We start from the raw sequence: 13,271 nt of genomic DNA, 5'->3' as shown, positions 1-13,271 counted from the left end.
TGAACATGTCTTCCTACCTCGGTAGCGTGAAACAGGCGACCCGGCTCGATGCCATCACGGGCCGTTACGACGGCTGGCTGCTCGGCGTCTCGATCGCGCTCGCCAGTCTCGGCGTGGTGATGGTCGCCTCGAGTTCGATCGCGATGGGGGTAGGGCCCTTCTACTATCTCAACCGCCATCTGGTCTTCCTCGCCGTCGGCATCGGTCTGGCGATCTGGGCGATGCGCACCGAGCTGAAGACCATCGAGCACTACAACCAGCTGCTCCTGCTCGGTTGCTTCGTGCTGTTGCTGCTGGTGTTCGTCCCAGGCGTCGGCAGTACCGTCAACGGCGCGCGGCGCTGGATCAATCTCGGCGTCTCGAAATTCCAGGCAGTGGAGGCGATCAAACTGCTCTACATCGTCTGGCTGTCGAGCTATCTGGTGCGCTTCCGTGACGAGGTCAACGCCACCTGGCCGGCGATGCTCAAGCCGCTCGGTGTGGCGGTGGCGCTGGTCGCGCTGCTGCTGATCCAGCCGGATTTCGGCTCCTCCTCGCTGATCCTGGCGATCACCGCCGGCATGCTGGTGCTCGGCGGCGTCAATCTGCCGCGCATGTCGATGCCGATCGTGATCGGGCTGCCGGTATTCGCGTTCGTGGCGATCCTCGAACCGTATCGCGTGCGCCGTCTCACCTCGTTCCTCGATCCGTGGGCCGATCAGCTTGGTTCGGGCTACCAGCTCAGCAACGCGCTGATGGCGGTCGGCCGCGGCGAATGGACCGGCGTCGGCCTCGGTGCCTCGGTGCAGAAGCTGTCGTACCTGCCGGAAGCGCATACCGACTTCATCTTCTCGGTGATCGCCGAGGAACTCGGCTTCGTCGGCGTGTGCCTGGTGATCGGGCTATACGTGGCATTGGTCGGGCGCGCGTTCTGGGTCGGTTATCGCTGTGTCGGCATGCGCCGACACTTCGCCGGCTACTGCGCGTTCGGTGTGGCGTTGTGGATCAGCCTGCAGAGTTTCGTCTCGATCGGCGTGAACCTCGGCATCCTGCCCACCAAGGGGCTGACGCTGCCGATGATTTCCTCTGGCGGTTCGAGCGTGCTGATGACTTGCGCCGCGCTCGGCCTGCTGCTGCGCGTGTCCTACGAACTCGATCGCGCCGAGCGCCAGGTCGCGCGCCTGCGCGGCGAAGGCGCGCAGGTAGCCGCCAATGCGGTGCAAGCCAATGCCGAGCCGCAGAAGGACGCCGCCACCGTGCGGCCGAAGCAGGTGAAGGCGACGCCCGCGGCTGCTCGCGGCGGCGATCTTCGCCGTCGTGTTGAACCAACGATGGGGCAGCACGCATGATCCGCCGTTTGTACGACGCCAAGGACAGCCAGGGCGGCGTCTCGCCGGGCGATTTCGCGCGCCGCTATTCGCGCGTGCATTTCGTCGGCATCGGCGGCGTCGGCATGAGCGGTATCGCCGAGGTGCTGTGCACGCTCGGCTATCAGGTCTCCGGTTCCGACATGGCCGACAACGCGGTGACGCGCCGTCTGACCAAGCTCGGCGCCAACGTGCATCGCGGCCATGCCGCCGCCAACGTGCTGGGCACCGACTGCATCGTGGTGTCGAGCGCGATCAAGCCGGACAACCCGGAACTGCTGGAAGCACGCGCGCAGCGCATCCCGATCGTGCCGCGCGCCGAGATGCTGGCCGAACTGATGCGCTTCCGCCGCGGCATCGCCGTGGCCGGCACGCATGGCAAGACCACGACCACCTCGCTGCTCGCCAGCGTGCTCGCCGAGGGCGGGCTCGATCCGACCTTCGTGATCGGCGGACAGCTGCTCGCGGCCGGCGCCAACGCGCGCCTGGGCAGCGGCGACTGGCTGGTGGCCGAGGCCGACGAGAGCGATGGCAGCTTCCTGCGCCTGAATCCGCTGGTGGCGGTGGTCACCAACATCGACGCCGATCATCTCGAGAACTACGGCGGCGATTTCGCGCGCGTGCAGGCCGCGTTCTCGGAATTCCTGCACCGTCTGCCGTTCTACGGCATCGCGGTGCTGTGTATCGACGATCCCGAAGTGGTCAAGCTGGCCAGCGACATGCCGCGCCACGTGATGACCTATGGCTTCGACGAGAAGGCGGAAGTGCGCGCCGAGGATGTCGAGCAGCAGGGCGGCCGCATGCATTACGTGCTGTGCCTGCCCGATGCCTCGCGCACGCCGGTCACGCTGGCGCTACCGGGCCGCCACAACGTGCAGAACTCGCTCGCCGCCGCCGCGGTGGCGTGGCAGCTTGGCGTTCCCGCCGAGGCGATCGCCGGCGCGCTGGAAAAATTCCAGGGAATCGGCCGCCGTTTCAATCTGCTGGCCGAACTGCACACCGCGCAGGGCGCGACGGTGCAGCTGGTCGACGATTACGGCCACCATCCGAAGGAACTGGCGGCGGTGTTCGCGGCCGCGCGCGGCGGCTGGCCGCAGCATCGGCTCGTGGTCGCGTTCCAGCCGCATCGCTACACGCGCACGCGCGATCTGTTCGACGATTTCGCCAGCGTGCTGTCCGACGTCGATGCGCTGGTGCTGACCGAGGTGTACCCGGCCGGCGAGGCACCGATCGCCGGCGCCGATGCCAAGTCGCTGGCGCGCGCGATCCGTGCGCGCGGGCGCATCGATCCGGTCGTGGTCAACGGCGCGCAGGAACTGCGCTCGGTGCTGCCCGACATCCTGCGTGACGGCGACCTGTTGCTGATGATGGGCGCCGGTGACATCGGCTACGCGGCGCAGCAGATCGCCATCGACGGCTTCGAGCCTGTCAAAGCGCCGGAGAAGGGTGCATGAGCGCGCTGCTGCGCCTGATCGTCTGGAGCCTGGCGCTGGCGCTGGTGGTGCTGCCGGTCGTCGCTGTGCTCAATGGTTGGATCGGCGCGGATCGCTGGCCGCTGCGCACGCTGCGTGTGGGTGGCGAACTCAAGCGCGTGGATGCGCAACAGCTGCGCAACACGGTGCTGCCGTATGCGCGCAGCGGTTTCTTCGCGGTGAAATTGCAGGACGCGCAGGCCGCGGTCGCGAAGCTGCCGTGGGTGGAGCAGGCCGAAGTGCGCAAGCGTTGGCCGGACGTGCTCGAAGTGCGCATCGTCGAATACAAGCCGTTCGCGCGCTGGGGCGACAAGGAATTGCTGTCCGAGCGCGGCAACGTATTCCCGATCGGCAGCATGACCGTGCCGCCGGGGCTGCCACGCTTCGATGTCGACGCGCCCGCCGCGCGCATCAAGGACGTGGTCGCGCTCTACAACGAGGCCGGTGAAATGTTCGCGGCGGAAGGCAGGAAGGTGAGTGGCGTATCGCTCGATCGCCGCGGCAGCTGGTCGCTGACCTTGTCGAACGGCACCGAACTGATCGTCGGCAGTCAGGAGGCGCGTCTGCGCCTGGCGCGCTTCGCGCGCTTGATGCCGCAACTGCTCGCCTCCAAGCCGTTGCCGTTGCAGCGTGCCGATCTTCGCTACACCAACGGTTTCGCGCTGAGCTGGGCTACCGACACGCCCGCCGCACCCGCATCCCCCCCACCCGCTGCCGCAAGCGGGCGCAACACGCCGCAAAGGCAGGCACGCACATGAACCGCAAAGGCGACAAGGCACTGATCGTGGGACTCGACATCGGCACCTCCAAGGTGGTGGCGCTGGTGGGCGAGTATTCGCCGGGCAATCCCATCGAGGTGATCGGCATCGGCTCGCACGAATCGCGCGGGCTCAAGCGCGGCGTCGTCGTGGATATCGAATCCACGGTGCAGTCGATCCAGCGCGCGGTGGAAGAGGCCGAGCTGATGGCTGGCTGCGAAATCCGTTCGGTATATGCGTCGATCTCCGGCAATCACGTGCAGTGCCGCAATTCGCCCGGCATCGTGCCGATCCGCGATGGCGAGGTGACTTACGCCGATCTGGATCGCGTGCTCGAAGCGGCCAAGGCCGTCGCGATTCCCGCCGATCAGAAGATCCTGCATGCGATCCCGCGCGAGTACGTGCTCGACGATTCGCAGGAAGGCATCCGCAATCCGGTCGGCATGACCGGCGTGCGCCTGGAAGTGCATGCGCACCTGGTGGTGTGCGCGCAGTCGGCCGCAGCGAACATCAGCAAGTGCGTGCAGCGCTGCGGCTTGCAGATCGACGATCTGATCCTGTCGTCGCTGGCCTCCAGCACCGCGGTGCTCACCGGCGACGAACGCGAACTCGGCGTGGTGTTGGTCGATCTTGGCGCCGGCACCACGGATCTGGCCGTGTTCGTGCAGGGCGCGATCTGCCATACCGCTTCGTTGCCGATCGCCGGTGACAAGGTCACCGAGGACATCGCGCACATGCTGCGCACGCCCACGCCCGAGGCCGAGCAGATCAAGGTGCGCTACGCCTGCGCGCTGGCGCAGCTGGCGACGAGCGAGGAATCGATCCAGGTGCCGAGCGTCGGCGATCGTCCGCCGCGCCGTCTGCCGCGGCAGTCGCTGGCGCAGGCGGTGCAGGCGCGCTACGAGGAAATCTTCGAGATGGTGCAGGCCGAACTGCGCCGTTCCGGCTTCGAGCAGCACGTGCGCGCCGGCATGGTGCTCACCGGTGGCGCTTCCAAGATGGAAGGCGTCGTCGAACTGGCCGAGGAGATGCTGCAGATGCCGGTGCGCGTGGGCATTCCGCAGCACGTGACCGGTCTTGGCGAAGTGGTGGGCAATCCGGTGCACGCCACCGGCGTCGGCCTGCTGCTGATGGGCAGCCAGATCGAGCATCCGCGCCGCCCGGTGATTCCGACCGGACGCGCCGGCACGTTCTTCAACAAGTTGAAGAACTGGTACCGGGGGGAATTCTGATGATGGAAGGGAGCCGGAAGCCGGGAACCGGTAGCCGAAATACAGGAGCGTTCGCTCTTGCTTTTCGGTTGTCGGCTGCCGGTTATCGGTTCCCGGCTTCAAAGCGGCAGGCGAGGCGACGACGACACGTAGTACTTGGCAACACGAATCATCACTAGCAACACATAACTAAACCAAAGCGAGGACACGGACATGGCACATTTCGAACTGGTTGAAAAAATGGCTCCCAACGCGGTGATCAAGGTCATCGGCGTGGGCGGCGGCGGCGGCAACGCGGTCGCGCACATGGTCAACAGCAGCGTCGACGGCGTTGAGTTCATCACCGCCAACACCGACGCGCAGGCGATCAAGAACAACGGCTCCAAGCTGCAACTGCAGCTCGGCGGCAACGTCACCAAGGGTCTCGGCGCCGGTGCGAATCCGGAAGTCGGCCGTCAGGCCGCGCTGGAAGACCGCGAAATCATCATGGACGCGTTGCAGGGCGCCGACATGGTGTTCATCACCGCCGGCATGGGCGGCGGCACCGGCACCGGCGCGGCGCCGGTCGTCGCGCAGCTGGCCAAGGAGATGGGCATCCTCACCGTCGCCGTGGTGACAAAACCCTTCCCGTTCGAGGGACGCCGCCGCATGCAGGTGGCGCTGAAGGGCATCGACGAACTGTCGCAGCACTGCGACTCGCTGATCACCATCCCGAACGAGAAGCTGATCACCGTGCTCGGTCGCAACGCCACGATGATCCAGGCCTTCCGCGCGGCGAACGACGTGCTGCTCGGCGCGGTGCAGGGCATCGCCGATCTGATCGTCCGTCCGGGTTTGATCAACGTCGACTTCGCCGATGTCCGCACCGTCATGGCTGAAATGGGTCTGGCGATGATGGGCACCGGCCATGCGCGCGGCGACGATCGCGCCCAGGCCGCCGCCGAAAGCGCGATCCAGAATCCGCTGCTCGACGACGTCAACCTGGCCGGCGCCAATGGCATCCTGGTCAACATCACCGCGGGTCCGGACTTCACCATGGCCGAGTTCGACGAAGTCGGCCGCACGGTGGAGAACTTCGCCAGCGAGGACGCCACCATCGTCATCGGCACCGTGCTCGATCAGGACATGCAGGACGACGTGCGCGTCACCGTGGTCGCCACCGGCCTCAACCGCAGTGCCGGTCGCCAGAACGTGCGTCACGATGACCGCAGCTTCGGCCACGACATCCTGCGGACCAATCGTCCGCAGGTCGAGCTGGTCCGCACCCCGGCCAAGCGCGACGGCACCACCGGTCTGCTGGTGGACGACGGCGGCATGGCCTACGGCGGCAATGCCTACAGCGCGGGACAGAGCCTGGCCTCGAGCCTACGCGGTCGCGGCAGCAGCCCGGCCGAAGCACCGTCGACGCCGCCGGTGGCCGATTTCGGCACCGACAGCAGCTACCTGGACATCCCGGCGTTCCTGCGTCGCCAGGCTGACTAAGTAACTCGATAGCAGTAGTCATGTCCCGTTGATTTCCGCCCGGACGCCAGTGTCCGGGCGGGGTTTTTCGACCCCGCCGGGGTTCCGGCGCGGAGGGTGGCTTCGACCCACCGATTCGTTCCAGTGAAAGCCGGGCCGAAAACTGCGATCCAGGCCGCAGTACGCGGCATTTCTTCCGTTCAGGTTCAGCATTCCGCGTGCTAATCTCCTCGGCGGTCTGATGCCCCATTCCCCATAACACGGTTCAATGACCGTCGTCTGACGACCTAGACATCTATTCCCGCATGCAGCAGCGCACTATCAAGAATGTGATCCGCGCCACCGGCGTCGGGCTGCATAGTGGCGAGAAGGTTTACCTCACGCTGCGGCCTGCGCCTGCCGACAACGGCATCCTGTTCCGTCGAGTCGATCTCAATCCCATCGTCGAGATTCCGGCCAACGCCGATCTCGTCGCCGAAACCACGCTGTGCACCGGCCTCGCTCAGAGCGGTGCCAAGGTGCAGACCGTCGAGCATCTGATGTCGGCATTGGCCGGCCTCGGCATCGACAATATTTTCGTGGATCTGTCCGCGGCCGAAGTGCCGATCATGGACGGGTCCGCCGGGCCGTTCGTGTTCCTGCTGCAATCCGCGGGGATCGTCGAGCAGGCCGCGCCCAAGCGCTTCATCCGCATCAAGCGCCCCGTGGAAGTGCGCGAGGGCGACAAGGTCGCCCGTTTCGAGCCCTACGACGGCCTCCGTCTCGGTTTCACCATCGAATTCGACCATCCGATGATCCCGGCCGCGCAGTCGCGCGCCGAAGTCGATTTCTCCACCGAGGCCTACATTCGCGAAGTCAGCCGCGCGCGCACCTTCGGTTTCATGCGCGATCTGGAATACATGCGCGAGCGCAACCTCGGCCTCGGCGGTTCGATGGACAATGCCATCGTGCTGGACGAGTTCCGCATCCTCAACGACGACGGTTTGCGCTACGCCGACGAGTTCGTGCGCCACAAGATTCTCGATGCGATCGGCGACCTGTACCTGGTCGGCCATCCGATCCTGGGCGCTTACGAGGGCTTCAAGTCAGGCCACGCCCTGAACAACAAGCTGGCGCGCGCACTGCTCGCCGAGCGCTCGGCCTGGGAAGAGGTCACCTTCCCGGAAGCGCAGACGGCGCCCGTCGTTTACGCCGATCCACTGCCGGCCTGAGACCAGGCCGCCCAAGCCCGCCGATCGCGGGCAGGTGTCGTTTTCTGACACATGACCACAAGTCGATCCCCGTCACAGATGTGAACGCGGCGTGATGTCTTAACTAAAATTTAACTTTTTGTTACTTAAATTTTAGTCTTTGTTTAACGCCCAGTCGCGCGTGCGCCGGTAGGATGCCCCGTTCGTTTGCGGTCCGGTAGCGCCTTCCATTCCGTTTCCCGGACTGCCCGCGACTTCAAAAGCGTGCAAGACGCGCGTTTTGAACTTCAGTTGTCAGGACTCGTCCTTCGCCGGCCCCCCACCGGACTCACGAAGCGACGCCAAGGCATCGCGCAAGGCTTCACGCGCGGTGGCTGACATGGGTTTTGCAGCCGGCGGCGATCTCTGCGCGAGTGGAGCCTCCGACCGGGTGGTCGTCTTGACGGCCACTTCGCTGACATCCAGTCCGAGGGACCGGGCAGCATCGAGGAGTGTGTCGGCGGCGAGCCTGAGCTTCGCATGCCAGACCGGCGAATCGGTGACGAAAACGAGCTTGGCGCCAACCACATTCGCCAGTCGCGCATGCGCGGCCAGCGAAGGCGCCAATTGGGGGCGCAAACGACGATCCAACTCGTCCAGCCATAAGGCTCGACGCAAGGGATCGCCTGCGGCATCGGCGAGCAGCGCATCGAGCGCGGCACGCGGAGTCGCGGAGCGGTCGGAAGCCTTGGGCGGTTTGGATCGGGAATCAGACATCGGTACCTATGACTTTACACAGCATTTCCAAATACGCGCGTCACCAGTCCGCCCGGTTGTGGCATTGGACGCAGCGTCGCACCCATGAACTCGCCCAGCGCGCGCATGCGCGCACCGCCGCCCGTCCGGCCACCGCCCTCGTGGCGCTGCTGGGTGTGGGCGTCGCCTTCGGCGTTGCCGCCACCACCACGGTCGACGTGCTGCGCGTCTCGGTGCTGCAGGCACGCGCCAACGGCCAGGAAGCCCAGATCGAGACCACCCGCCGTGCCGCGCAGCGCGAGGTCAATGCGCTCGCCGCCCGTCTGGGCGAGCTGCAGGCGGAGGCCAATCGTCTCAATGCCCTCGGCGAACGGCTGACCCGCATCGGCCAGCTCGGCGACGGCGAATTCGATTTCAACAAACCGGTCGGTGTCGGCGGCGAAGGCCCGGTGCGCGACATGCCGGCCGGCGATCTGCGCCAGGGCATGGACGCGCTCGGCGCGCAGCTGAAGGATTCCGGCCGGCAGCTGTCGGTGCTGGAGTCGCTGCTGTTCAATCGCGAGCTCGACAAGAGCGCCACGCCCTCGCGCGAGCCGATCGCCAACAGCTACATCACCTCGCCTTTCGGCGGCCGCGCCGATCCGTTCGGCGGCGGCGGCGCCTTCCACAAGGGCATCGATTTCCACGCCAACATCGGCGATCCGGTCCTGGCCGTGGCCGACGGCGTGGTCAGCTACGCCGACGTGCGTTCGGGCTACGGCAAAGTGGTCGAGGTCGATCACGGCAACGGCTACGTCACCCGTTACGCGCACAACTCGCGCCTGTTGGTGCAGGTGGGTGATCTGGTCCGCAGCGGCCAGCAGATCGCCAAGGCCGGCTCCACCGGCCGCTCCACCGGTGCCCACGTGCATTTCGAGGTGTGGGAGGACGGTCACGTCGTGAACCCGAAGAAGTTCCTCGGCGAACAGGGCGTCAAGCGCATGTAATCCGTTCGCACCCCCGCCCGCGACGCGGGGAGGGGACGCAGATGGGCTTGATACCCCATCCCGGCGTCACCACGTACAATGTCGCGTTGCCAAAAGGGCGCCTGGCGCCCTTTTTTATTTTCGGTAGTCGGGAGCTGTTTCCCGCGGTTCCCCGTCTTCCCGCGCCCTCGGCGCGGTCCGGCGGGGCGAAGGGGGCCAAGGCTTGGCGACTTCCGGATCCCATTCCCGGTTTGTTAAATCAAGTCTTGGCCATCAACAACATGCTCAATCGCCTGCTCACCGGCATCTTCGGCAGCCGCAACGAACGCCTCATCAAGCAACTCGGCGGCATCGTCAAGAAAATCAACGCGCTGGAACCGCAGATGCAGGCGCTCTCCGACGAGCAACTGCAAGCCAAGACGGCGGAGTTCAAGGAACGCGTCGCCAAGGGCGAGTCCCTCGACAAGCTGCTGCCGGAAGCCTTCGCGGTTTGTCGCGAAGCCAGCCAGCGCGTGCTCGGCATGCGCCACTACGACGTGCAGCTGATCGGCGGCATGGTGCTGCACATGGGCAAGATCGCCGAGATGCGCACCGGCGAAGGCAAGACGCTCGTCGCCACACTGCCGACCTATCTCAACGCACTGGAAGGCAAGGGCGTGCATGTCGTCACCGTCAACGACTACCTCGCTCGCCGCGACTCGGCCTGGATGGGCCGCCTGTACAACTGGCTCGGCCTGAGCGTCGGTGTGGTCTATCCCGGCATGCCGCACGGCGACAAGCACGCCGCCTACGGCGCCGACATCACCTACGGCACCAACAACGAATTCGGCTTCGACTATCTGCGCGACAACATGGCGCTGTCGAAGGACGACCGCTTCCAGCGCGGTCTGCATTACGCCATCGTCGACGAAGTCGACTCGATCCTGATCGACGAAGCGCGCACGCCGCTGATCATCTCCGGCCCCGCCGACGAATCGCCGGAGCTCTACATCAAGGTCAACCGCATCGTGCCGTCGCTGGCGCGCCAGGAAAAGGAAGACAGCGAGGGCGACTACTGGGTCGACGAGAAGGGCAAGCAGGTGCATCTGTCCGAGGAAGGGCAGGAACACGCCGAACAGCTGCTGCGCAAGGCCGGCATCCTCTCCGAGGACGATGGCCTCTATGCGCCGCACAACATCCACGTCGTGCATCACCTCAACGCGGCGATGCGCGCGCATGCGATCTACTCGCGCGACGTCGACTACATCGTGCGCGACGGCGAAGTGATCATCGTCGACGAATTCACCGGCCGCACCCTGCCAGGCCGTCGCTGGTCCGACGGCCTGCATCAGGCTGTCGAGGCGAAGGAAGGCGTGCCGGTGCAGCGCGAGAACCAGACGCTTGCCTCGATCACCTTCCAGAACCTGTTCCGCATGTACAAGAAGCTGTCGGGCATGACCGGCACCGCGGACACCGAAGCCTACGAATTCCAGAGCATTTATGGCCTGGAAGTGATCGTGATCCCGACCCATCGCCCGATGGTCCGCAAGGATCACCCGGATGCGGTGTTCCTCAACCGCGCCGGCAAGTTCCGCGCCGTCTCGGCCGAGATCAAGGAATGCTACGAACGCGGCCAGCCGGTGCTGGTCGGTACCACCTCGATCGAAGTCTCGGAAATGCTGTCGGCCCAGCTCAAGGCCGACGGCATTCCGCATGAAGTGCTCAACGCCAAGCAGCACGAGCGCGAAGCGCACATCGTCGCGCAGGCGGGCCGTCCGAAGGCCGTCACCATCGCCACCAACATGGCCGGTCGCGGTACCGACATCGTGCTCGGCGGCGCGCTCGAAGCCGAGATCGCCGCGCTCGAAGCCGAAACCGGTGCGCCGCTCGACGACGCCACCAAGGCCAAGCTCAAAGAAGCCTGGCAGCAGCGCCACGACGAAGTGAAAGCCGCCGGTGGCCTGCACATCGTCGGCACCGAACGCCATGAATCGCGCCGCATCGACAACCAGCTGCGCGGCCGTTCCGGCCGTCAGGGCGATCCGGGTTCCTCGCGCTTCTACCTGTCGCTCGAAGACAACCTGATGCGCATCTTCGCCGCCGACTGGGTGCAGCGCGTGATGGCGCGCATGGGTCTGAAGGAAGACGACATCATCGAAAGCCCGCTGGTGTCGAAGCAGATCGCCAACGCCCAGCGCAAGGTCGAAGCGCACAACTTCGACATCCGCAAGAACCTGCTCGACTTCGACGACGTCAACAACGACCAGCGCAAGGTGATCTACAAGCAGCGCGACGAACTGCTGGAAGCCGAGAGCATCAAGGAAAACATCGACGGCATCCGCGGCGACGTCGTTGCCGAACTCGTCGAGCGTCACGTGCCGCCGGACTCGGTGGACGAGGAATGGGATCTGCCGGGCCTGGAAAGCACGCTTAATGCCGAATTCGGCCAGGTCGTGCCGGTGACCTCGCTGGTGAAGGACAAGGAAGAGATCGACGCCGAAGGCGTCCAGCGCTACGTGCAGGACACACTCGACCGCCTGTTCGCCGACAAGGAAGCCGCCGTCGGCCACGACACGATGCGCATGCTCGAGAAGCACATCATGCTCAACGTCCTCGACGACAACTGGAAACAGCACCTCGCGCGCATGGACTACCTGCGCCAGGGCATCCACCTGCGCGGCTATGCGCAGAAGCAGCCGAAGCAGGAATACAAGAAGGAAGCGTTCGAACTCTTCAGCCAGATGCTGGAGAAGGTGAAGCGCGAAGTGGTCACGCTGCTCGCGCGTGTGCGCATCCGCACCGAGGAAGAAGTGGCCGCCCTCGAAGCGCAGGAGCGCGCCCAGGCCGAGGCCGTGGCGCGTCAGATGCAGTTCCGCCACGCCGATGCGGGTGGTTACGGTGCCGACGAAGAAGCCGCGCAGGCTCAGGCGCAAGCGGATCTTGCCGACATGCCCAAGGTCGGCCGCAACGATCCTTGTCCTTGCGGGAGCGGCAAGAAGTTCAAGCACTGCCATGGACAGCTGGCCTGAGCCGGAAAACCGATATCGGCAATCCCGGCCTCGCATCGTTCCGATAGCAGCCGGGTAGGTCGGCTCCGTGGTGACCGAGGACGAACCACGCATTGATGTTGTCGCCGGCGTCATCACCGACGCCACTGGCCGCATCCTGCTCGCGCGCCGCACCGAAGGTCGGGACCTGGCTGGCTTGTGGGAATTTCCGGGCGGCAAGCGTGAGCCCGGCGAAACACCCGAGCAGGCGCTGATCCGCGAGCTCGATGAAGAACTCGGCATCCAGGTCGAAGTCGGCGATCCCATCATTGCCGTACCGCAGCGCTATCCAAAAAAACGATTGCGATTAGATGTGCGTCGCATCGAACGCTGGCGCGGCAAGCCGCGCGGCAATGAAGGACAGGCGCTGGCTTGGGTTCCGCCGACAAAACTGACAGCTTATTCCATGCCGCCTGCCGATCGACCGGTAGTCGCTGCTTTGCTGCAGCCGGAGCGTTATCTGGTCACGCCGCAACCTGGTGAGAGTGATGTCGAGTGGCTTGATGGCTTGGCGAACTCACTTGCTGCCGGTATTCGACGTGTGCAGCTGCGCCTTCCGAATATTGCCCTGCCACGCCGTCATTACTTGATCCGTGAAGCGATCGATCGTTGTCATGCCGTCGAGGCAGAAGTACTGATCAACGGTGACATTGCACTGGCCCGCGAATTCGATGTCGGTGTGCATCTGCGGGCTGCCCAGCTGTCAGATTTTACTGAACGGCCGATAGCCGCGCCGTTTGCGGCGTCATGCCACGATCAAGCCGAACTCGAATCTGCCGAAAAGATCGGCTGTGATTTCGTCGTACTAGGCCCCGTCAATCCGACGCCTACTCATCCGGATGCCAAAGGTATCGGCTGGGTTCGCTTCGGACACCTGCGTGAAACTGTTTCGTTGCCAATCTATGCCATCGGCGGGGTAGGGCCAGACGATCTTTTGGCTGCTCGCCATCGTGGCGCTCAAGGAATCGCTTCGATTCGAAACCTATGGCATGTCGAGATCAAGAAGTTCTAAGACAGCAGAAGTGTTCGAAAGTGCATGGAAGGCGTCCCTACTTGTGCAGCCCATTCTTCTAGCGTCAGGCAATGCCGCTACGTTGTCGGGACCGC

The 13,271-nt window shown here is 65.0% G+C and carries 10 protein-coding genes; 9 read left to right on the top strand and 1 reads right to left on the bottom strand.

The features are described from left to right. Positions 1-5 precede the first annotated feature (5 nt). From ftsW to lpxC, 6 genes are all read left to right on the top strand, one after another. Entirely contained in the window at positions 6-1,328 is a 1,323-nt protein-coding gene (gene ftsW / locus LG367_RS10200; RefSeq protein WP_226469277.1) for a putative lipid II flippase FtsW, read from the top strand. Continuing rightward, the gene (murC, locus tag LG367_RS10195) at positions 1,325-2,800 is read left to right on the top strand and encodes a UDP-N-acetylmuramate--L-alanine ligase (protein ID WP_226469123.1); all 1,476 of its coding nucleotides are present in this window, start codon (positions 1,325-1,327) and stop codon (positions 2,798-2,800) included. The genes ftsW and murC overlap by 4 nt, the downstream gene beginning before the upstream one ends. Continuing rightward, positions 2,797-3,576 (top strand): cell division protein FtsQ/DivIB, encoded by a 780-nt coding sequence (locus LG367_RS10190; protein ID WP_226469122.1) that lies wholly within the window; start codon positions 2,797-2,799, stop codon positions 3,574-3,576. Before murC ends, LG367_RS10190 begins: the two co-directional genes overlap by 4 nt. Further along, a complete protein-coding gene (gene ftsA / locus LG367_RS10185; RefSeq protein ID WP_226469121.1) occupies positions 3,573-4,808 on the top strand; it encodes a cell division protein FtsA in 1,236 nt (411 codons plus the stop codon). Before LG367_RS10190 ends, ftsA begins: the two co-directional genes overlap by 4 nt. Positions 4,809-5,000: 192 nt before the next feature. Then, complete coding sequence (ftsZ, locus tag LG367_RS10180) at positions 5,001-6,269, top strand: cell division protein FtsZ (RefSeq protein WP_226469120.1); 1,269 nt, start codon at positions 5,001-5,003, stop codon at positions 6,267-6,269. A gap of 284 nt (positions 6,270-6,553) precedes the next feature. After that, on the top strand, positions 6,554-7,459 hold the full coding sequence (gene lpxC, locus LG367_RS10175; protein WP_226469119.1) for a UDP-3-O-acyl-N-acetylglucosamine deacetylase: 906 nt from the start codon (positions 6,554-6,556) through the stop codon (positions 7,457-7,459). Between the two features lie 273 nt (positions 7,460-7,732). Here lpxC and LG367_RS10170 read toward each other — a convergent pair whose 3' ends face one another. Continuing rightward, positions 7,733-8,194 carry a DciA family protein gene (locus tag LG367_RS10170; RefSeq protein ID WP_226469118.1) on the bottom strand — a complete coding sequence of 154 codons (462 nt, stop codon included), beginning with the start codon at positions 8,192-8,194 and terminating at the stop codon, positions 7,733-7,735. Positions 8,195-8,202: 8 nt separating this feature from the next. Between LG367_RS10170 and LG367_RS10165 the strand changes: the two genes are divergently transcribed. The 3 genes from LG367_RS10165 to LG367_RS10155 all read left to right on the top strand — a co-directional run bounded on the left by LG367_RS10165 (position 8,203) and on the right by LG367_RS10155 (position 13,176). Next, positions 8,203-9,159, top strand: coding sequence for a M23 family metallopeptidase (locus LG367_RS10165; protein ID WP_319004016.1), 957 nt, complete (start codon positions 8,203-8,205; stop codon positions 9,157-9,159). Positions 9,160-9,419: 260 nt separating this feature from the next. Then, entirely contained in the window at positions 9,420-12,146 is a 2,727-nt protein-coding gene (secA, locus tag LG367_RS10160) for a preprotein translocase subunit SecA (protein ID WP_226469275.1), read from the top strand. Positions 12,147-12,216: 70 nt separating this feature from the next. Next, complete coding sequence (locus LG367_RS10155) at positions 12,217-13,176, top strand: Nudix family hydrolase (protein ID WP_226469117.1); 960 nt, start codon at positions 12,217-12,219, stop codon at positions 13,174-13,176. The last annotated feature ends 95 nt before the right edge of the window (positions 13,177-13,271 follow it).

It is taken from the genome of Luteimonas panaciterrae, from assembly GCF_020511115.1.
Taxonomy (GTDB): domain Bacteria; phylum Pseudomonadota; class Gammaproteobacteria; order Xanthomonadales; family Xanthomonadaceae; genus Luteimonas; species Luteimonas panaciterrae.
Note: the sequence above shows the minus strand (reverse complement) of the source record. Positions and strands in the feature narration are given on the sequence as shown.